Source organism: Sporosarcina sp. G11-34 (genome assembly GCF_026931025.1).
Genome location: NZ_JAHNZW010000023.1, coordinates 1 through 21,748, shown reverse-complemented (window position 1 = coordinate 21,748; position 21,748 = coordinate 1). Strand labels below are relative to the sequence as shown.

The 21,748-nt window shown below is 34.6% G+C and carries 22 protein-coding genes; 3 read left to right on the top strand and 19 right to left on the bottom strand.

What is annotated here, in order from left to right; genetic code table 11:
- Window positions 1–377: 377 nt before the first annotated feature.
- Both KSU66_RS20260 and KSU66_RS20255 read left to right on the top strand, forming a co-directional pair.
- On the top strand, window positions 378–1,349 hold the full coding sequence (locus KSU66_RS20260; protein ID WP_269053266.1) for a hypothetical protein: 972 nt from the start codon (window positions 378–380) through the stop codon (window positions 1,347–1,349).
- A 508-nt stretch (window positions 1,350–1,857) separates the two neighbouring features.
- Window positions 1,858–2,157: a hypothetical protein gene (locus tag KSU66_RS20255; protein ID WP_269053265.1), complete on the top strand. Its 300-nt coding sequence runs from the start codon at window positions 1,858–1,860 to the stop codon at window positions 2,155–2,157.
- Window positions 2,158–2,617: 460 nt separating this feature from the next.
- Here the strand turns inward: KSU66_RS20255 and KSU66_RS20250 are convergent, their stop codons facing one another.
- The 3 genes from KSU66_RS20250 to KSU66_RS20240 all read right to left on the bottom strand — a co-directional run bounded on the left by KSU66_RS20250 (window position 2,618) and on the right by KSU66_RS20240 (window position 4,592).
- Window positions 2,618–2,860, bottom strand: coding sequence for a hypothetical protein (locus KSU66_RS20250; protein ID WP_269053264.1), 243 nt, complete (start codon window positions 2,858–2,860; stop codon window positions 2,618–2,620).
- Window positions 2,844–3,641: a ParA family protein gene (locus tag KSU66_RS20245; RefSeq protein WP_269053263.1), complete on the bottom strand. Its 798-nt coding sequence runs from the start codon at window positions 3,639–3,641 to the stop codon at window positions 2,844–2,846. Before KSU66_RS20245 ends, KSU66_RS20250 begins: the two co-directional genes overlap by 17 nt.
- Window positions 3,642–4,184: 543 nt before the next feature.
- Window positions 4,185–4,592, bottom strand: coding sequence for a topoisomerase C-terminal repeat-containing protein (locus KSU66_RS20240; RefSeq protein WP_269053262.1), 408 nt, complete (start codon window positions 4,590–4,592; stop codon window positions 4,185–4,187).
- Between the two features lie 636 nt (window positions 4,593–5,228).
- Here KSU66_RS20240 and KSU66_RS20235 point away from each other — a divergent pair.
- Window positions 5,229–7,037 carry a DUF4041 domain-containing protein gene (locus KSU66_RS20235; RefSeq protein ID WP_269053261.1) on the top strand — a complete coding sequence of 603 codons (1,809 nt, stop codon included), beginning with the start codon at window positions 5,229–5,231 and terminating at the stop codon, window positions 7,035–7,037.
- A 65-nt stretch (window positions 7,038–7,102) separates the two neighbouring features.
- On the opposite strand, the gene KSU66_RS20230 is transcribed toward KSU66_RS20235, so the two are convergent.
- The 16 genes from KSU66_RS20230 to KSU66_RS20155 form a co-directional block, all read right to left on the bottom strand.
- Complete coding sequence (locus tag KSU66_RS20230; protein ID WP_269053260.1) at window positions 7,103–7,228, bottom strand: hypothetical protein; 126 nt, start codon at window positions 7,226–7,228, stop codon at window positions 7,103–7,105.
- 105 nt (window positions 7,229–7,333) lie between these two features.
- The gene (locus KSU66_RS20225; RefSeq protein WP_269053259.1) at window positions 7,334–7,642 is read right to left on the bottom strand and encodes a hypothetical protein; all 309 of its coding nucleotides are present in this window, start codon (window positions 7,640–7,642) and stop codon (window positions 7,334–7,336) included.
- Window positions 7,643–7,821: 179 nt separating this feature from the next.
- Window positions 7,822–8,751, bottom strand: coding sequence for a hypothetical protein (locus KSU66_RS20220; RefSeq protein WP_269053258.1), 930 nt, complete (start codon window positions 8,749–8,751; stop codon window positions 7,822–7,824).
- 7 nt (window positions 8,752–8,758) lie between these two features.
- Window positions 8,759–10,606: an ImmA/IrrE family metallo-endopeptidase gene (locus KSU66_RS20215; RefSeq protein ID WP_269053257.1), complete on the bottom strand. Its 1,848-nt coding sequence runs from the start codon at window positions 10,604–10,606 to the stop codon at window positions 8,759–8,761.
- 11 nt (window positions 10,607–10,617) lie between these two features.
- Window positions 10,618–11,574, bottom strand: a complete 957-nt coding sequence (locus KSU66_RS20210; RefSeq protein WP_269053256.1) for a DUF3991 and TOPRIM domain-containing protein — start codon at window positions 11,572–11,574, stop codon at window positions 10,618–10,620.
- 32 nt (window positions 11,575–11,606) lie between these two features.
- The gene (locus tag KSU66_RS20205; protein WP_269053255.1) at window positions 11,607–11,891 is read right to left on the bottom strand and encodes a hypothetical protein; all 285 of its coding nucleotides are present in this window, start codon (window positions 11,889–11,891) and stop codon (window positions 11,607–11,609) included.
- A gap of 3 nt (window positions 11,892–11,894) precedes the next feature.
- A complete protein-coding gene (locus tag KSU66_RS20200; RefSeq protein ID WP_269053254.1) occupies window positions 11,895–12,350 on the bottom strand; it encodes a hypothetical protein in 456 nt (151 codons plus the stop codon).
- An 11-nt stretch (window positions 12,351–12,361) separates the two neighbouring features.
- Complete coding sequence (gene mobP2 / locus KSU66_RS20195; RefSeq protein WP_269053253.1) at window positions 12,362–13,507, bottom strand: MobP2 family relaxase; 1,146 nt, start codon at window positions 13,505–13,507, stop codon at window positions 12,362–12,364.
- Window positions 13,500–13,751, bottom strand: a complete 252-nt coding sequence (locus KSU66_RS20190; protein ID WP_269053252.1) for a hypothetical protein — start codon at window positions 13,749–13,751, stop codon at window positions 13,500–13,502. The genes mobP2 and KSU66_RS20190 overlap by 8 nt, the downstream gene beginning before the upstream one ends.
- Before the next feature lie 244 nt (window positions 13,752–13,995).
- On the bottom strand, window positions 13,996–14,838 hold the full coding sequence (locus KSU66_RS20185; protein WP_269053251.1) for a hypothetical protein: 843 nt from the start codon (window positions 14,836–14,838) through the stop codon (window positions 13,996–13,998).
- 1 nt (window position 14,839) lies between these two features.
- Complete coding sequence (locus tag KSU66_RS20180; RefSeq protein WP_269053250.1) at window positions 14,840–15,493, bottom strand: hypothetical protein; 654 nt, start codon at window positions 15,491–15,493, stop codon at window positions 14,840–14,842.
- An 11-nt stretch (window positions 15,494–15,504) separates the two neighbouring features.
- Window positions 15,505–16,626, bottom strand: coding sequence for a lysozyme family protein (locus tag KSU66_RS20175; protein ID WP_269053249.1), 1,122 nt, complete (start codon window positions 16,624–16,626; stop codon window positions 15,505–15,507).
- A 1-nt stretch (window position 16,627) separates the two neighbouring features.
- Complete coding sequence (locus KSU66_RS20170) at window positions 16,628–18,586, bottom strand: VirB4 family type IV secretion system protein (RefSeq protein WP_269053248.1); 1,959 nt, start codon at window positions 18,584–18,586, stop codon at window positions 16,628–16,630.
- A gap of 14 nt (window positions 18,587–18,600) precedes the next feature.
- Entirely contained in the window at window positions 18,601–19,233 is a 633-nt protein-coding gene (locus tag KSU66_RS20165; RefSeq protein ID WP_269053247.1) for a hypothetical protein, read from the bottom strand.
- A gap of 5 nt (window positions 19,234–19,238) precedes the next feature.
- Window positions 19,239–19,532, bottom strand: a complete 294-nt coding sequence (locus KSU66_RS20160) for a DUF5592 family protein (protein ID WP_269053246.1) — start codon at window positions 19,530–19,532, stop codon at window positions 19,239–19,241.
- Between the two features lie 65 nt (window positions 19,533–19,597).
- A partial coding sequence (locus KSU66_RS20155) for a pLS20_p028 family conjugation system transmembrane protein (RefSeq protein ID WP_269053245.1) occupies window positions 19,598–21,748 on the bottom strand: 2,151 nt, incomplete at its 5' end.

Genomic DNA, 21,748 nt, shown 5'->3' with positions numbered 1-21,748 from the left:
TTGAAAAATCTAAATCCCCTCAAAAAAAGACAAAAAAAAGCAGCCATCTTTGGCTACATCAGAATCAACTAATCTAAAAGACTTTTTATTTTGCATAATACGACAAATAGTGATACACTGATGGATCAGTGTATCTTCTTGAAATAGCTATGTCTATTTTCATTGACTGAAAGATATCCTACTGTTCGGAAAAAATGCTTGAGGCACATTTTCAGTAGCAATCTTGTAGACATTTTTCATTTGGTTAACATATTTATCTCAGCAATATCTATGTTATCACCGATATTAGAAGCTTGTCAACATATATATTACACCCAAGAAAGGTGCACAAAACAGTAATTTCCAATGCCTACAACTATTATCGGAGTAAACAACACATGGAAAAAGTAACTACAGTTTTACAAGTGAACAAAAAACAGGGGCAACTACAGTTTGCAAATATCGGAACATCAGGAGCAGATAACAAATTGTTCTTGGATCCATTACTGATTGCAATGAACAAGGACAAGTTTTCAAAGGCAGCAAACAAACTGCTTACGGATTACTTCCAAACAGTCTTTAAGCTTATTAAAGAAGGTGAAACTTCAGAACAGATGCTTTTAAGTATCCTACGTAACTCAAAAGAGAATAACAGCTTTCGTCTGGGGAAATCAGAATTCGTCAAAGATGTTTATTCGAGTGGCCGAGGTTGCGGTCCCGACATGCTTTTTAAATTATTAACCAGAGTTGAACATCGTCGATTAATTGTAGACGGTACTATCAAAGATCCAATGGACATCGTTCTTTTCATTAAAAACTTTAATGAAGACCGAATGTCAGATTTACTTGCCAGTATTCTCTTCGAACTACTGAGCGAATTCACAGTAACACAGGCGTTAATGCACAATCCTAAAACAAAGTTCAAGATACAGGAAGGTCTTCGTTGGGATGTAACAACCCACAATTGGGTTAAATTCCAATACCGTCAATTGCTCGATTTGAATAAAGTTCCTTTAACTCTAGTTCCGAAACATATCGTAACCGATCGATATCGCTACCATGCGGATAATTACTTAATGGCTCATCTGATACAATACGAACAAGAAGAAGAGCTGAAAGCAGAAAAAGAAACAAATCCTGATGCAGTTAAACGCAACAAAAAACTAATTCGTAGCGAAAAGAAAGAAGAAATGGGTAATCCTTCGACCAAGGACCTTATAATTCAACTTACTTTAGCCCATCATTCAAAGAATCCTATAAATGCTTACAAAGAGGACATGGTGAAAAAATATAATGGGGGATTAAGTGATTCACAACTAACCTCCATTATCGAGAAACCATATGCTGAAATCGAAAAAGGATTAGCTTAAATTCAAAAAGGAGTGCAGACAATATGTTTGCACTCCTTTTTTTAGCCAATAATTCAATTTGGCCACCCTTAGTAGACATAACACCAGTTCTCGGCAGTTGATCAAGACAGGAAACCCCTTGTAATGCCTCAGTTTCCCTTCTATGGCCCTTCACTTTCTGTATGCATAAAATATATACATCGTTGAATTAACGGGCTTACTGGTGAACGTCAGGCCTGTCTAACTGAATAATTATGAAGATTGACCTCAACGATGAGTAGTGAAAACCCCTTCTTGGAAAGTCAGGGAGGGTCATTCGAATTTATCCATAATTAGCATGTGAATTCGTTTTTCTAAGTTACGACATTCCCGTATTGTCATAACCAATTTACCCCACCATCCAAATTGGTGAATATACAGAATAAACAATTTAGTTAGTTGAGTATTTTGTATTTTCATATATAATGATTTTTAACAACAGCTACCCAAACTTTTAAAAATATTACTATTTCAGAAGGGGATATCATCGATGAAAAAGCTACCCACAATTCAACAAGCAAAAAACAAAATATTGGAATTGCAAGCGTTTGTGAGTCTGGTGGAGGATTACGATGCCGATACTTTAGAAAAAAGGATTATAAAAGAATATGCCTACTCAGGAAGCATGGTAAAGGTTACAAAGAAGTTGAATGAATCAGTGAATCAAATTAACGGTTCTCCCGTCGAAAAAGAATATGTGGCTGAGGTCATTAAAGGGAGGGCTGGTGATGAACTGCACAAAGTCGTTAGGGCCAGTTATTTTCTAAAGACAAGGCACATTAGAGGATAATATATAGTGGCAACATCTGGGTGGAAACCATAATGAGGTCCTCAGTTGTTTCTTTTCCTAATATCTAGTCCACCTATTATATAAGCACTCTTATTTCCAATTTGTTAAAACTGTTTGTTCACTCCTTTAGGGGCATCCATGTGTTCATATTTCATAATCGTCTTTTAAGAACAGAACAGAATATAAGTATAGACTTACTAATCTACACCAATCGATAATCCTTTCAACCTTTGAAGAAACGTTGTTTTCTTCAAAGGTTTCTTCCTGTTAAGTTTGAAACTGGTAGGTATAGACGATGTACAATTTTGTCTTTACCAATACTTTAGTACATAAAAATCCACCCTCCTAAGAAGATGGATTTTCTTATTCTTGACCACTTAAGAAAGTCAGGTAATATCTTTTGGACCATAGTAAAGATAACTCCGCAATGTTAATATTTTTCGCTATAAAGTAAATCGAGTTATTTTTCTTTTAAATAGTTTGTCAAAGCTTCTTCTATCAAAATATAAATGTTTTTGTCCTGAATAACAGATTGCAGTTTTAGTTCTTGATGAAGATCAGTTCGCAAATCGAATGAAACCCTCTTCCTTTCAACCTTTGAAGAAACGTTGTTTTCTTCCTTAATATCTTCAGATAAAACCTGCGAGGGTGATACTATTCTTTGTTGCCGTTTCAAGTTTTTAATTTCATTGATTTTTGACACGTTCTATCAACTCCTTGTAAAAATGTATATATTGCTCTAGAGCTTTATTAAGCTCTTTATTTTCCTTGAACCCATATAACGACAATCGTCCGACGGGAGCTTTTCTCGTAATCACTGTTTGAAATACTAGTTCTGGATAGTCCTCTGCTATGATTTCGTTAAAAGCTTTCACATCAATTCTTCGGACATCATTCATTGTCCTCAAAATACCAATTACTTCAGTATCACGTTTTCCAAACTCTTTAGCACTCTCGACTGAATCCATAAAATTAGGTACAGCAGAATAACACCAATTTGAAGATTCGTACATGACAATAACAAATTCACTCGCACACAAGGAATTTGTTGTTTGCTCACTTAAAGATGGTGGGGTGTCAATTAATATAAAATCATACTCTTCTCTTACTTGATCCAATAAATTATCCAAAATCAACGTAGGGCTTCCGGTAAAAGGAATGGTATCACCTGCATACGTTTTCCCTGTATAAATCCATCTTGCAAAAGTAGCAAGGAAATTATTCGCCGGTAGTAGATCGAAATTTTCATTAACCGAATATAAAAAATCTTTTACATTGTTCTGCTGCATTGCTTCAAGAACCGATTTACCTACAAACTCGTTAGACGATTCTCCGGACAGCATCTCTGTCAAATTCCCTTGTGAATCCATATCAATCGTAAGAACTCGGTAACCATCATTATTCAGTAAATGAGCTAGAATTCCAGTAGTGGTAGACTTTCCACATCCACCTTTTTGAATTCCCATTGTTATCGTAATAGCCAATTTAACACCCCCGAATATTCTTTCGTTGTTTTATTGGTAGAAACGTTTCTTCTTTTCTTCTATAGTGGTTGCCTTAAATATACATCTACTACAGTTTGAGGTCAACTTTAATCTGAAACAAAACTAAATGATGAAGCGCCAAGCATACTAAAATCCGGTAAACCATTTGCTTATGATGTTCTGGAAGTGCAAACAATTGAAGTGATTTATTTATCTGTCTGATAATATCGCTCTACTGATTGACGAGGAAGGGTTATATAATGGGTTTAAATATAGGTGGCAATTGGTTCACAAGGTATCGAATTAGACAATCAGCAACACGGGGAACTTCATGGTAGTTGATGTTTCAGATAGCAACGATTTTCAAGCACCAACCAGTGAACAGATGGCGCAATTCTTAGAAGGTTACTCAATTTATCCAATTGAAATTTAAGCTATAACGTGCTATAATACACACATAACTTTCGCAGAGTTTATCCTCTGTGATAGTGTGTGGAGTGTGGAAAAAGAAGTGTTCTCATAACCGAGAACACTTCTTTTTTGTTAGTTAAATTGAAATTGCACTTTTCCATCTTTGACCGATAGTTTAGACTCGAAGATTTTTCCTCCATTGCTTTTAAATCCTTTTAACTTCACGGTTTCCCCTTTTTCTAGTAAATCCTTCACGTTCTTTTCAGTGAGTTTTTTCCCCGCAATTGATTTAGAGATAGAGAAGGAGCAACCAGATTTGTATTCTGAACAGCCGAAAAATGATTTTCTATCTGCCATCTTACCTTTTTTACAGACAGGGCAAACACCTATGAATTGTGCTTCTTGTTGTTCATTTACAGCCGTTTGAATTTTATGGGATTGTAGTTTTTCAGGTGCTTCATCAATCGTTGAAACGATGAATTTATTAATGCCCTCAATAAATATTATTTGTGAACCTTTCCCTTCACCGATCTTTTTCAAATAGCTTTACCACTTTGCAGTCATGGATGGACTGGACTTCATATATATATTTCTTCAAAACCCGTTCGACCACCATTTTTAAAGCATTCAAAATGCAGATTATAAGTTTGAAAAATCCCATGTAATCCAATAAAAGAAAGAACATATTATTGAGGGTTCCAGCCTCATTAGAAGGTCAATTATAGAGAGGAAAGATGCACATAAATTCCAGTATTCAATCTGGTTATGTGCATTTTTTATTTACTTGCAGATTAAAACTTCATCAGATACTTATGTAATAAGCTAATATGAATGAAGGTTATTATGTACAAAAAAATTATTGAGATATGTCATAAAATCTTTGTGAATTGGTTTTGATGTATACTTACAATAAATTCAAGGGAATATGTCGAAGGAGATTGATCCTTAAGGAAAATGAACAGGACGAAGGTTCAACATATTATATTCAGAAGATTTTTAAGACATTCCACTGATTCATATCAAGAACAGACAATGGTGTCGAAACATCAATTTCAAATAGTATTTATAGGCCTTAATGTATTGGGAAAATAAGAAAAACACTAGATTAGATTTTAAAAAATATAGGGGATTGGAGCATTAATAAAATAGATTACTAAGTTATGAGGAGTGGAGATAATGTTAGTAAGTAAAAAAAAGTATCTATTCACAGTTGAACGATTGGATGAACTCAATAAGGAGCTTTCTGTATCAAATGAAGAAATAAAGCTATTAAAAAATGAAGTAGATAAACTAGAAAGAACAACAAGTAAAAATGACACTGAATTAGAAAAAGGTAAAAATGAAATAATTTCCTTGAAAAATAAAATCACTTCAGAAATAGCCACTCAAAGGAAGATAGCCATTGAAGTGGATGCCCTTACAAAATTAAAGTTGAAAAATGAAAATGAAATAAGTTCTCTTAATATAGTTAAAAGTGAGCAGGAAAGTAAATTAATTGTGCTTGACCAGAAGAACAAGGAACTTGAAAAACAATTAACTGAATTAAAATCACTCTTTTCAAATTATCGTGCTGCTAGAAGCGAGTTGGACAAAATTGCAACAGAAACGGAATTAATAAAGAAAAAGAATAGTGAGTTAATCAACGAAAAACAAAATTTGAACAGCGAAATTAACAAAATTGTGAGTGATAAACTAAATATAGTGGCTAATAAGGAGCTTTTAGAATACGAAAAACTGAAAAAAAGTATTGCTGAAATGATATTAGAATACGAAACTCGAAAAGTAGGGTTGATTGAGTTAAATAATAGCTTAGTGATGTTAGATGGGCTTAATCAAAAAATACAAGATGCAAAAAAACAATTGAAAGAACTCGAGGATTCTATAGCGAGAGCTGATGATGAAAAGAAATTGCAAGAAGTGGCGTTTTACAAAAATGTCTACCCTTTTTCAACCACTGAAGAATTTAAAGAAGAGCTTGTGAATAATTATTCTGCACAGAAACTTATGATTAGAAACAAAGATGCAATTCACGTTGGCGTTATTTGGGAAGTCAGCGGAAGTGTGGTTGAAGGAAGGAAGATGACCGACAAATTAATCAAATCAACAATTCGTGCTTTTAATATTGATTGTGACAACGCTATTGCTGGATTGCGTTACAGTAACTATAGCACTGTCTTAAAACGGATTGAAAACTCCTGTGCTACTTTAGATAAGCTGAATACACCGCATAAACTCACGATTAATAAGGAGTTTTACCAATTAAAATTGAATGAACTAAAGATTGTATATGAACAGAAAATCTTTGAAGAAAAAGAAAAGGAAAAACTGAATACTCTTAAAGAGGAAGAGCGAGAACGCAAAGCTGTAGAAAAAGAGATTAAAGAAAAATTAAATGAATTAAATCAACGAGAAAAGTCAGTTAACAACGAATTAAATAAAATTAACAAAGAGTTTGCGGATTCTAAGGGTTTAAATGTGGAATTACTAGATAAAATCAAAGAATTAGAAGATAATCTAAATTTAATAACAAAGAAAAAAGTAGAAGTTAACGAAAGACATTTAATCGGAAAGTCTGGATATGTTTATGTGGTATCTAATGTTGGGACATTAGGGGAAAATGTATATAAAATTGGAATGACAAGACGTCTTGAACCTAAGGATAGGATTCGAGAATTAAGTGGGGCAGGTGTGCCATTTCAATATGATGTCCACGCTATGATATTAACAGACAATGCACCTGAACTGGAAAATCATTTACACAAAGTATTTAACAGTACAAGAGTTAATTTGGTCAATACAAGAAAGGAATTTTTCTACGTTCAATTAGAAGAGATAAAAAGAGAAATCGTATCAGTGATTGGTCCAGAAGTGATATTCGAAGACAATTATTTGGCTGTAGAATTCTATATGTCACAAGCATTGAGAAATAATTCATCGGCAAACATTGCAGAGGATAATACTGATGGTATGTATAGCTCTCATTAACCACTATAGACAATTTTAAAAAATGAAAAGGGGAAGACAATAACCCCAGTCCTGTTGGCTGAGTTTTAAAGTTTAAATACGGGATTGCCAGAAGTGATAAACTCTGAACCTAATGGTGCAATAAGTAATTCAACAGTTAATTCATCTATAATTTTATTAGCTTCTGCCATAATAGGACTTCGATCATTCAAAAATTCATATTTTTTTTAGAAATGCACATAATTCCAGATGTTTAATTTGGTTATGTGCATTTTTATATTTATGTACATATGTTTTTATGGAGATATATCGAGATCTCAAGCTTTCACGATTGATGAAACAGCAGGGTAATTGAATAATTTCTTGATAAAAGAGAATTGAGTTTTCTTATCGCTTACTACCTTAAATTGAAATTCATCTGGAACGATGGGTAAGTTTTTCAAATCCCATTTGCCCCACTCCTCCTTGTACTCATTCGGCATCTTCAAAGATACTAAATGACCGATACCCAATGTGATAATAGCACCTTCTGGAAAGGTCTTACACGCTTTTAAAGTGATTGATGTTTTCTCCACTTGATACGCTTTTTCTTGACTTGGTTTTTCAGCTAGGATCACAACTACCATATTTTAACGTTCCTTTAACTTTGTATTTAAAGCAGTATTCCGTTCATTTTGAACAGAATACTGATACATGCGGTAAAAAAATAACTTACATACCGCATGTATCTAGCGCCCCGAGTTCGCTACTTGTTCCGAGTGGCCAAACTAAAAGATGTATGGCAGCTCTCCACAATCCGCTATCCCTAGAATTTTAATTCTTGTTCTTCATTAGCTTTATCAACGGATTTATTTTTAGAAAAATTGGTAATGTCGCTTTCGATACTTAATGCTTGTAAAGCACTATTTACGTGATTAACTTCATCTTTTTCAATACCGTTCTCTTTCAAAACTACTTCAATTGAATCTTGCAAGTATGACGCAAGGTCATATTTTGTACTAGTGTCATGTTCAACTAACTTCCCAAAGTCCACAACGTCCTCTTTAGTCAGCATGTTTTTCTCAATCTTCATAAGCAGGTCGGCAACTTCTTCATCGACAATCATAGTATGCAAGTCTAAATTTTGTTGAGAAACAGGAATGTCAAAACTAAATGTTTTGCCCTCGTCATGATAATAGTCTTGTATGCTTTGTTGAATGCCCTCGCTGTCCTTCACAATCTCAATTAATGACGAATCATATAAAGCATTAGACAATGAATCTTCCACGCTTAAATCATCGCCCTGCAAGTCCTGGGGGTTGTTTAAGTACACATAATAAGGTTCTAATTCGTTATTTTCAATATCGCCTGCCCAAACACTAAAAGTATGATCTTTCCCCGTAATTCCATTAGTCATAATAATTCGGGCAACTTCATCACTATCTCGTATTTGTTGACTTTCAAGTGAAGTAACTCGTAATTCATGACCTTCTTTATTAATGCCCTGGTCTTTTTCTTTGTCATTAATATTCATGTCACTGAATCCCTCGTCTCGATTATGTTCTGCATGGTGCATCACAGTATTTTGTAACTTAAAAGGAATAGCCTGTGCATCGGCTCTTTCAAATAAAACCCTAATTGCTTTGTCGCTATTTTCGACTTCTGGTGTATCATGTTCACGCCTTGCAACCATTTGATTTCTTCTCCAAAAATGCAGACTTGCTAATGTGCTTTTCTGTTCTTCTTTTATGGACATGCCCACACTACCTTTCGATTTCAAATGATTGCACTTTACTAACCACTTGTGATTTGTTGTTCGGTGCATCATTTACTTGTGGCGATAAATCCAATTCCCCTTTTTCTATTTTCCCCCGAATGGACGAAGCGAATGCTTGAATCTGTTTATCCTCTATTTTTAATAGCACATCATGATAGTTGTTTTCTAGTAAATTATACGTTTCTTTATCAACGAGATTTCCCTTGTCTAAGTGATGCAATGGGTGGGCGTATCTTTCAGAATCATAAAAACCACTTATCGCCATCATAGCTTTTTCATCATCTGGTATAGCGACTGTATATTCTGTTTGTGCATACTTATAATCGTCAAGATCAAGATTATTCATTTGGCCAAAACTTTCAAATTCTGTACTTACACCATGAATAAACATCATCGGTTCTTTGATATTAATTTCTCCTTCATTTATCCTTTCGTGTTCATGAAATGCTTTGTTAGTAAGGTATTCAATGTAATCATTCGGGTTTTCTTTTTTCAAATACTCTAGGAAATTACGGTTGTCGAACTCTACTGTATTTGAAACTAGACCGTTATTTTCTTGTATGGCTAATAGTTCTTCATAGTAATCTTTTCCTTCTTTTTCTTTCGCAATTGGTTGATTAATCATATTCCGTTCCTGTAAATTGAACAATTCTTCTTTAGAGAGAATGAAAGATGTGGATTCACTATTACGGACAGCTTCATTTAAGTTTTCTGCATTACCTCTTGTTAAAAGTTCATTTGGTAATGAGTAAGTTTTCCCGTCATTCATGACGTTCAGTGACTTATCAATTTGAAATTCTTGCTGAACATTCGTATTAAGGTCTTGAAGTAAAAGCACTTGCTGTTCTGGATTATTATGCTCATAAATAACAGTACCGAGTGTATTTTCATTAATTAATTCCATTGCAATGCTCCTTTCAATTATCAGTTCTTTTTCTATAACGGATATAAATTCATGTGAAGTGTCTTTAACCTCTTTCAGAAGCTGTTCTTGATCTTTCAATTCCTTACCTGCTGTCCAGTGATTCAAGTACGGCAAAGAATATTCAGTTGTATCAAGCCCGAAGTAATTTGAAACTGTATATGCAACCATTTCAGCTTGGAACTCTTTTTCTTGCGTTGTATATTTCCCGTGCGTGTCTGCTGTATGCATAACTGCATGTGCTAATTCATGCGCCAATGTCTTAACGTTCTGTAACTCGCTGTTACGTGGGTTAAGGGCAACTTCTTTTAACATTGTGTAACTTGCACCTTTAGCAACTCCTAATTCTTCATAAGGCTCAACAATTTTTATGCTGTTAGCATGTGCAACTTTTTCAAGAGCGTTGTACATAGAATTATAATTTTCAACTGAACCCTCAAGCCATCTATTCGGAAAAATTCCGGGTAAATCTTTAGCTGTTGCATTTGTTTGAGAAACATCGAATACGTGTCCCACATCAAAGAAAGTACGGGTATAACTTGGAATTTGCTTATTTTCTATCTTTTCTTTTTCGGCTTTTGTTGCAAACTTCAATTGAACTTCTTTACCGTTTCTATCAAAATAAGTCACGATTTTAGGAACAAGAATTTTTATCCCTTTTTCACCCTTATTGACCGCAAAACCTTTCGATTTCCAAAATGCGAATGAACCAACTGCTTCCGCACCTCTGAATTGACTATCAATTAACATGCCGTTATTAAGTGAATAGTTATGGAACTTACCCATGAAATTCATATACTCCTTAACGCTTTCCCGACTTCTGAAATAAGTAGGGATACGGGCTTCCATTCCCGATGTTAAATCTTCAATTTCTTTGGCTCGTTCCTCCTGTGTTTTCCGTTTATACGCCATCTGATTTTACATCACCTTTCGATTCCAACATATTGCTTGGACATACTATGCTCCTTTTCTTTATGAACATCTTTTATTGCTTTCAAATCAATATTCCAATCTTTATACTTCGGTTTATGAACCTCACCGATGTTGATTAAATTCATCCATCTTTCAGTGAATTCAGCACCTGCTTTGTCATTATCGACTGCAATAATAACCTTTTCGACTTGTATATTTTCTTTTCTGCAATCCCTTATTAATTCTTTAATACTTGAAGTGGCAGCTTGATCTTTTAATCCAGACATTGATTGCAAACGAATATCTTTTGGTTTGTGTAAATCGAAGTAGCTTAATGCGTCAATTGGTGATTCAAACAAAGCAATTTTATTCGGCTTGCCTATATCTAATCTGAACCCACCATCTTCTTTGCTATTCGCCATAATCTGTTTAAATGAACCACGCTTATTCTCCATCTTCACTGTGCCTTGTCGGTCGCCACCAACAATTTTTCCGTCAGAATCCTTCCATTTGAAAACGCAATTTTTTAATTTATCTTCTGCCACTAAATCTCTTTTTATCAACGCTTCGACTGTCTTTTCATCTAACATTCTTTCATTAACGAGATACTGCTTTATAGTTCTTTGGGTAATGGCTTCATACTGCTTGGGATAACTAAATTCTTTGGATTCTTGATGAACAACTTCATTTGCATATGACCTTGTTATTGATTGCCCATTAACATCACGGACAGCATCTTGAAAGGTCATATCGTAGTAGGCTCTAGCAAAACTTATTGCACCGAAGCCACCTTCTCCACGACTGTTCCAAAACCATTTCCCGTTTTCATTGATAATTAACGAATCGTGTTCAGCGTGTCTAAAATATTTCCCCTGCTTTACAAAATTTTCTCCCTTTGAGTTTAAGTAATCCAAAACATGAACATCATTTGCTTGCTTGATTTCATCTTGATTCACTCTATCACCCACACTAACCACTCCCTTTATTAATAGAAAAACGACTATTCTTCTTCATCAATTTCATCGGTTGAGCCAATGAGTTCCGACAATTCTGCTTCTGGAAATGCTTCATACAACGTGGCTTCATCAATCGTCATAAGTAATTCTTTTTTACCGGTATCAAACGGCACTAAATATATTCCATCTGTCACTGCATCTAAAATTGGTTGTCGATTATTTTCATTCAATTCAACTTCAATGTCCTCGCCATTCACCGTCAACAAAAGATCATTTTCTCCTACTTCTTTAATTAAAGCTAAAGTAAAATTATTGCTGAAAACTGCCATCATTTATCTCTCCTTTTGAATGTGATTATCTTTCTTTTGCTTTTGTAAATTGATTCTATCTTGTACTAGATTTTCAACATCGCTTAAAAATTCGGGTTTGTTTAAATCAGTTGTCATGATGTGTTCCATGTTTTGCATTTGCATGAATCCTTGTAATAACTCAATTAATATTTGCGTATTTTTATCAGCATTATTTGTACCCAATCGAACCTTTGTTATTTCCTTTGATATACTTTTTTGAAGAGCAGTTTGAACGGATTGAGTAACATTTTCGGTGATTGTATCCGTAACGTATCCCAAGTTCCAATTTCTCTTACTTAACTCCTTATGCTCCCGTATGATACGTGCTAGCCCTTCGGATTTATCCTCACGGGGGATTTCATTATTCAGCGTGTAATCCTCGATGTAGCTATCTAATTCATCACTCAAACGAAAACGATATTGTTTTTTTTCCTCCAATCCAATTCCTCCTAACGGTCAAGACCTTTTTCATTCTGTAATTCTTCAAATGCCCTTTGATTTTTAAAACTTTGTAAATCATCTTTCATGTAACCATTCATCATAAACATGGCATTATTCAAATCACGTTGAACAAAAAACTTACCCCCCTTTTTTCTAGTAACATCATTTAATTGTTTATCGTATTGACGAACTTCTTTCAAAATAGTGTTGCCTATTCTGGCATACAAATCTTTCATTTTTGTTTCTTTATATTTTTCCGAACTAGCAGAATTTCCATATGTTTTTTTGTGCAACTCAACTTCTTTGTCTAATTGTTTTTCAAATTCTTTGTATTCCACTTTGAAGTTTTTTTGAATATACATTTTGGTCAACTTATCAATTTCTGGTCTTACATCATGTATGGCATTCATGTTATATTTCCACATTCGTTTATCATCGGGTAGTAAGGAATGAATTTTTTTAAATTGCTTTACCATATCCCTATTTACTACCCTATTTTTCAAACTCATAATGGAATCCTTTTGTTTTGAACCAATAACCTTATCACGAATAAATTCGTTTAACTTTTCATTCTGTTTCGACCTGTCCATGATGGTATTGACTACTTTTGATTTCATCAAATCAATAGAACCTTGCTTCCTTTTACCACGTTCTTTAAATTCCTTTGTTTGAACGATTGCAACATGAACATGAATGTTATCTGTGTTGTAATGAATCGCCCCTGTCCAGACGGACGAATCAATCAAGCCTTCTTTTTTGAGCATTTCATTTACTGCCTGTCTAGTTGCTTGTTGTATCTTTTTATTGTCAATGTTGTTTCCCTTTATAACACCGTTTTCTTTTAACCAATCGTTATCAAATGAAATAACATCTTGCCATAAATTACTCCCCTTCTCCTGTGATTCTTTAAATAAATCTTTGTATTTTTTCTTTTCATCGTTACTAAGTTTGTCTTGATGAAGTGTAAATAATCCAGTTGATTTTTCTTCATTACTCATATAGTCTTGATAGCTTTCAAACTCATTAATTCTAGTATGCGTTTCTGCCCTATCCATGTAGTTTAAATAGTTGTTGAAAGAAGTTTTAGATTTACCACCTACAATGAATTTGGACTTAATCACAACGGCAGGAGAAACGTTTGGTGAACTATTCATCTATGATCAATTCTTTTATAACTTCAAGCAACTCACTCATAGTGTCGGATGTCTTTTCTAAAAACAAAGTGTTCACTTCTAATTGCTTTTCATACTTATCAATAACATTGGAATGAATATCAATGGTGGTTAGACTGTCGAGCAGGTTTTTTAAATATACTTGTCTTGATATGCCTTTTTCTTTTGCCCATTGATCTATCTTCTTGACAGTGTAAGGGTCTACATCTCTAATCCTTACTTCCACAGTAACACCCCCTTCTTTTAGTATATATCAGTATTCTGTTCGTGTATATCAGTATTCTGTTATTCGAGGCGAAAGCGTAGATTAGTAAGAAAGAGCATAAGGGAAAACTGTTCCCACTTTCAGTGTGAGACTAGGCGAAGCCTAGTGTTTGGATGGGCACAAGTTTTTTGAATTTAGGAACGCTAGCGTGACAGCCATTTAACGACTTAGGAACGCTAGCGTGACAGCTAAATATGTTCATTTATTAATATAAATCTCGGTTCTTTTGGTCTAATCTTTCAATCTTAGCTTTGATGTTTGTAATATTCTCGTTCATCATTTTTTTGTCCTTTTCATAGCCCTCAATTTCACGTTCCAGTCTATAAATTTGGTTGTTGGTATTGATTTGATCGTCCAATGTTTGATAAAGTAATTCCTGTTTCAATCGTTTAATTTCCTCATTTACTTCAAGACTTAGCTTTTCAATTATTTCAATGTTATGGTGAATTTTTTCAATTTCTGACGTAGAATTTCCAATCAAATCATTTGTAGTTTGGATTGCATATTCCTTGAAGTTCTTTTCTTTCACCGTCCCTCTTTTCACAACCCTTTGGTCTGTATATACAGTTGAAATAATCTTTTGTCTGTCCTCTACTTCGTCACTTTCATTAAATATATCTGCATTATTCTTTTCACTTTTATTCAATCTTACTGCAAGTTGGTCAAAGTTTTTTGGTACATTTTCAATTTGTATAATGTAAATTTCATTGTCATTATATACAATGTTTGTAGATAGTTCTTGTTTCAGATTCATTCTAGAAACAGCCGTAAAATCCAATTTATTTGAAAAATCTTTAATCCCATTTGTCACAAGAACAACTTCCATTTTGTTATATTCCTCGTCATATATCCAATCATTGATGATGAATTTCCCATTTGAACGTAGATCAAATTCTTGATTCAATTCAGTTTGATTTACCGGAATTTCCTCTGCTATAAAAATTTTTGATGTACCAAAAAAAACAAAGCCTAAGATGAAACATAATGCCATTACAATATAGACATTAGACATATTGACCTTTAAATTTTTCTTGCTTTTTTTCTTCAAATTAAATTCCTCCATCACTTATACTTAATGGTTCAATATTCGATACTTTTATTTGATTTCCGTCCTTTATAAATTTCAGTTTCACATATTTCCCCACTGTTTCTTTATAACCAGAAGTAAGTATTTCTTCATTTACTACATAGTAAATAATCGCTTCATCATTGTGGTTGTCGTCAATATAGACAACCACTTTACTTACTTCCATACTTATTTTTTGAGCGTCATCATCTACTCCATCGGATGTATAAAGTGTATCGAGTAGATTATCTGTCATAAAATTTTGGGCTAACTTTTTTCTAGTAACAAAGGTTTCTGGATTAGTGTCAAAAGCATATTCAATGAATCGGTTAGCTGTATTAATCATTTCCTTATTAACGTCAAAATGTTCATTTTCAGATGTATTTTCAGCCGTCTCATTTTCACTTTCGCTTTCATTTGATATATCATTTTTCTTTTTTTGAAGGTTTGAAATCTCTTTGTTCAATAGAGTGATTTCATTGTCTTTCACCTTCATTTCAGATTCATATTCATTTACTTTTCCTCTTAGATTTGTGCTTATATCATTTCTTTTTGCAAAACTATATACATTGGCAATCAGTGAAATGATAAGGATAAATGATAGAAAATAGGTTAATCCTTTTTTTGATAAAAACATTTTCATCCCCCTTATAAACCTAAGTATGGTGCAGCGTTCATGTAGCCACCCCACATTTCAGTTTTGATTTCAAAGTGCAAGTGCGCTCCATATGATCTACCTGTATTCCCACACATACCAACTTGATTTCCTCCATCAATGGATTGACCAACTTGCACATCTACCCTGCTTAAATGTGCATAGCTTGTGAAAGTATTTACTCCATGTTGGACAGTAACTAAGTTCCCATACCCTCCTGGTCCTGGTCCTGCATAGACCACGCTACCCTCTTTAACGGAATGAATTGAATTTGATTCATTACACCTTAAATCAATACCGTTATGGTGTTCTGGGCCTGCTCCTAAATCTCTCCATCCGAATTTCGATGTGATGTACATTTCTCTATTTACTGGTGAATGTAAATCACCTGCAACTATTTGTGATTCACCACCACCCATAACAGCCGATGGTAAATACTTTAAAACAGCGTCAACATATTCTATATCCCCGTAACAAGCATTGTGTTGAATTGCCGATGGTCTATGACATTTATAAATGCCAGTGTAAGCCAACTTTTGATACATCATTTGAGAAAATGAGATTGCTAATTCTTTTGTATATGCTCCACCGTTCCCCAGTACATAGTCGATAAAACCACCACCGAAGTTATAACTTTGTAAGGTTAATTTGACATCTTTATTTGCTTTTTCTAAAACATTCACAAAATGTTGAACACCTTTTTCTATTGAAAGTTGAGGGTCTGATATACAGCCGATGACACCACAAAAACTTTCAGATGCTTGCATTGGATCATTTCCTTTTCCACCAGATTCCTGCATCATTAAAGCTAAAAGCAATTCCGTATATTCACTTAGACCAAACAAACTTAGTTCATCGAATATTGCCCCTCGGTATTGCGCTACCTCTGCTGATACCAATGCTTGCCCTACACCTAGACCAATCGGGTTATCATCTTCTCCACCACCGACTGTTGCGATAAGACCTGCAATAATTACCATTAAAAGAAGAAGCGCAAGAATTATTCCTGCAATTATTAGCTTATATTTTAAGCCAATTAGATTTAATTTCTTCAAAACTAAGTGCCTTGCTGTTGCCTTTGCTGTTTCTCTTGCTACTGAACTTGCCTGTGTCAAATTAAGCACCCCCCCCGAACATTCTTAATTCTTGTTGCGAAACATCTACTTCAAACGCTAAGTTTTTAAGACCAGAAATACATAAAACGACTTTACCTGTTTCAAGCGTTGGAATAATCCTAGATTCGGATTCAGTTAGCTGTCCATCAAAAACCGATTGAATAATTGGCATAGATTCAGCGTCCTGTTCACCAATAAATTTGTATTGCGTCAACTGGAATAACTTCTTTACGTTTTCTGCATTTTCACTATTGGAACCAGATGGTACAAAGTCCGTAATTAAATGGGATACGAAGAATATTCCACCGAAGTATTTACGTGCTTCACGCATGAATCTTTCAAGATAAAGTACAGCAGGTTGTGATACATCCCTTGTATTTATTAGATGATGGGCTTCATCAATAACAATCAAAAACTTAATTGCATCTTCACCTTTCAATTCGCCACGGTTAAACGCTTTAAATTGTGGTGAACCGTTCACAATCATTCCGTCCCACAACATGTTCATGATATTGAAAACCTGTGCTTGATAAATTTCGGGGTCTAAGTTTGTTAAGTTTCGCAAAGGAAATGAAACAACTAATTCATCATCGAAACTTTCAATTGAAGATGTTCCGTCGAAAATATCCCCATAGTTTTCAACAAGATTTTTCAGTGAAAGTTCTATGTTAGCAAGTCTAACTTCACGTTCTCTCCCTAAATGACTGTGTCGGATTTGTTCCTCAAAGTCTGCATATAGTTCTGATCTTACGAATGCAAGTAAATCTGAAAATATTGGGTACTCGCTTGCTTTGAATTTTGTAATCTCAATAATTTTGTTCTTATCTGATGACCACATGTTTTTATTTACATATAGTTGCCTTAATAAATTTTCAAATTCTTTCGCTTCATTTCCGTCTTTCGCTGATGGGTTAATGAATTTATAGAAAACTTTCATTTTAGATAAATGTTGCGTGAATGATAATGATTCGTTTGCCGTACCATCATCATTAGTAACTGTTTTATATACTTGAAGTGCATTAATGATTCCTTGTGAACCATCTAATGCTATTTGTTTACCGTTCAATTTCATAACGACTTCCGCAAATTCCCCCGTAACATCGAGAATACGGATTTTATTTCCCTTAATCGCTTGGTCAACAACCGTTTTCTTTAGAAGTGTAGATTTACCAGAACCCATCTTCCCAACCATTAGCGCATTATAAAACTTTCTATTTTTATCCCTGTGAAATAAATCAAAAATGACACTACCATTTGTATCAGTAGTGCCGAAATATGTTCCATTCTTATCACTTAAACTTGTATAATGAAAAGGATATCCACCTGCCAAAGACATTGACTGTATTTCCTTTCCTTTTCGATTATTAGGGTATTTTAATTGTGAATCGTAACTAGAAAACAGGCTTTCCCATTCCCATTCTTGCTCATTAATCAATATAGAACCTCTAAAGTTATTACTTTCCAATTCTTCTAAAACTTCTTTTACCCGATACTCTAATTCTTCAAGCGTTTTACCTTTTACAAACGCTCTTAAATGAATACGTTTCATGATTTCACCTTTAGAAATTTGATTATACAAATCATCTAATTCCACGTAACTATCACGAGCATCAATCCGATCTACGTTGTCTTTCGCATTGACAAAACGTGTATCTTGTTCTGACATAGACTTATTAATTGTTTCAATGATTTCACGCTTATTTGCTGTGGATACATCTATTGTCACAATAGCATTTTCCATTTTCATAATTTGTTCTAGCCAAAAATCATTTACAAGTGTCTGGTATTTATAAACGTGAATACAAGATACATAGCCATCACCCATCCGAACATAACTGCCTTCAAACTTGATACCACCTTGTGGCTGAATACTAGCTACAAGGTGGGGGTTATATCCCTTTTCTTCTTTAACTTCTTCAATTGATTTACTCTTTCTGAATCTGGACAAAACATTTAACATAGTATTTCCTCCTATTAGTCAGTTTTTGGCTTTGAATTTGGATTAAACAATTGATATAACACGTTGACTTTTTTCGTAACGGGTAATTCAATTACTGGATTACTTTGGGCTAACAACTTCCGTACATGTGTCTTTCTTTCCAACAATGTCTTTTCATCTTCTGCATAGACAAAAATAAAGAATTCTCTATCTGTCCGATGTTTTTCCAAGAACTCTAATTCCGACAGTTTTTTTTCTAGGAAAGGTAGATACGCGGGTACTTTATTTCTTCTGATCCTTCTTATCACATTGTTCTTTTGTAATTCTAAATTCACTGGTGTATTCAAAGGAACAATTTTCACTGAACCTAAATACGCTTGGAAAAAGTAGGTCAAGGAAAATATGTCATTGTCTTTATCGCTTTCATTCAGTGAATATATATCTTTACTCGTTATCTGCAAAATCTCTAAATATTCACCGTTCCTCATTTCAAAAAAATCATTGTTTGAAATATCAATAATTGGTGTAATATCTGCAAACGAAGGAAGCACTTTCACTTTCTTCTGATCCATTTTTCGTTGCGTAATTAAATTTCTTTCGTCTAAAACTGCTTGGGATTTCTCTTTACCCACTTTTTTATTTACTTTTTTTTCATCAAATAATACCATTCGCTTTATTCCCCTTTCTCATAATCAATAGAACTATACGAGTCTTTTTTTCTAATAAAAGCGTAAATGATAGCATGAAACATCCGTTTTTTAGGATTGGTTGAAGGTCTTGCTATCATAAATAATCCAAACAACACTAGAAACAATGTAAAGTACCAGACTAATGACGAGTGGATGAAAGGCAAGGCGACCATGCGAAACATGATTAAGCCGATAATAAATAACAAATCGAACAAGTATAGCAGTTTATTGATTCGTAATTCAGTAGATATTTCACTTGGTATTCGATAACTTCTCAACTCTTTCAACTCCTTCATGAAAAGAAAAAGAAATAGCCACATGGTGGCTATTTCCGATTTTCAATTCAATTATTATTTCTATCATTATTTCTGAAATTCCTCATGCGATTTACGGTATTTGATGTCCCTCCATCAACATTATAGTTTCTCGGTCTAACCCTCTGGTTTACATTTTGCGTTTCTTCCGTTCTCACTTGTTGTTCGTGTTCGTGAGTAACGGCTGTTTCATTTTGAACTAATTGTTGCGATGTACTCTGTTGATGCACTGAATTACTTGAACCTCTCACCGTATCATTTGAGCCACCAGAACCAAAGAAATTATTCGACCCAGAACCACTCGTGGTTGGACTACCACCACTGTTTCTTGTACTCACATTTCTAGTTCCTTGAACGGTGTTACTTGTATTTTCATTTACAATAACATCTTCATCAACAACAACATTTCCACCAGAACTATTAACGGCTGTCGTGTTAGTCTGACGTACATTACTACCCGTTGTTGCTTGACTGCCAGTGTGACCGCTTGTGGTTTGTGGTGCATTCGATTGATTTATTCCACTCGAACTTGGAGCACTAGAACTCCCAGATTGAACATTACGAACCGTTGTACTTCCCTGTGATTGGTCAGAAACACTTGTAATATCTGTATCCGTCTGTACGCTCGATTGTTGAACGCCTTGCGCCCTCTGGACGCTATTTGAACCACTTGTGGTTGGAGCATTAACCCCACTTGTTGGAGCGTTTGATTGACCTGCCGTGCTTGGTGAAGGTACGCCACCAGAATTAATATTGCTAACTGATGAATTACCTTGCACTTGATCTGAAACGCTTGAAACATCTGCATCTGTTTGTATGCCCGATTGTTGAATGCCTAGCGCCCTCTGTCCACTGTTCGGATCACTTGTGGCCGGTATATTACCAGTTCCACCTTGACCTTGTTGTGAAAGGCTTCTACGGTCAGCATCATTCGGTGAAGGTGCTTTGATTCTTGTTTGTCCTTCTCCTTTTTCACCGTCCAATTGCGAGGATACGCTTGCCGTACCTCCTGTGCTTCCAGTACCTTGTGTATCATCTGTTGTTGTTCCATTTTCTGATGTTTCACCAGATTCACTAGAACCAGATTGACTATTACTTGGATCCCCTTTTCCTTTATTCAGAATCCCTGCAACACCTGCAACTCCACCAGAACCATCTTGATTTACTTTATCAGTATTCTCACCATCTTCACCTACACCGTTTCCATTAGGAGAGAGTACTTTTCCGTTACCTAATCTCGAAGGTTTTTGTTGTTGGGGGTTCGTTTCACTAGAGCCATCTTTCATCATATTTCCTAACCCTTTACCTAGCCCTGTAACCATTTTTCCACCTGCATAAGCCCCTGCAAGAAGACCCCAACCATTTTTAAGTCCTGCATCAATGCCAAATAATCTTTCAACGATATTTGGCCCATCTACTACTGCAACTGAAAAAGCAATTAGGGAAACCAAATACGCCAAACCTGTTAATTCATTCGCAAGATATGCTGTACCAATCATATACACTTTCATAGACAAGAAAATCAAGATTATTACTAGAAAAGTATTCAAAATCGCTTGGATAATTTTCTTGGTTTTTTGTCCATCATGTATATCAGCAGGAGCAACAACAATCGCTAGAATATAATTGAAAGCCAACTCGAAAGATAATCTTGCCAATTTGAAAGCAATGGAGAATAACGTGAAAGCCATAATAATCAACGTCACTGCTAGGGTTATCCAATCCACGCTATAACGATAGTAATATTCGTTATTCCATTCCAAGCCCCCCTGGTCAAGTTTCGCTAAATCTTTTGCTGATGATGTCCATATTGTATATTTTTTCGATAAATCTTTTCCCTCCGTGGACATATTTAATTCTGTTCTATTGCTATCAAATTTTTCCTTTATTTGAATGTTACTAAGCATAGATAAAGGAATGGTATTTGGTCGAGTTAATTCTGATGACGACCAATTATTTTTATCAAATTCAACTAAATCAGTAATATTCCTCGAAATTATATTCGCTGATAATGAGCCTTCGCCTTCATCGTATAACTCTGATGTATTAATCGCTGTGATTGCATCATCTGTGAAATCATTCGCTTTTTCCATCCCTGTGGACAGCACCATGATAACAATTAATGCAATGAAAAGATTAATCGCCATGCCTTCCCTATCAAATTTCTTTTGATATATGAG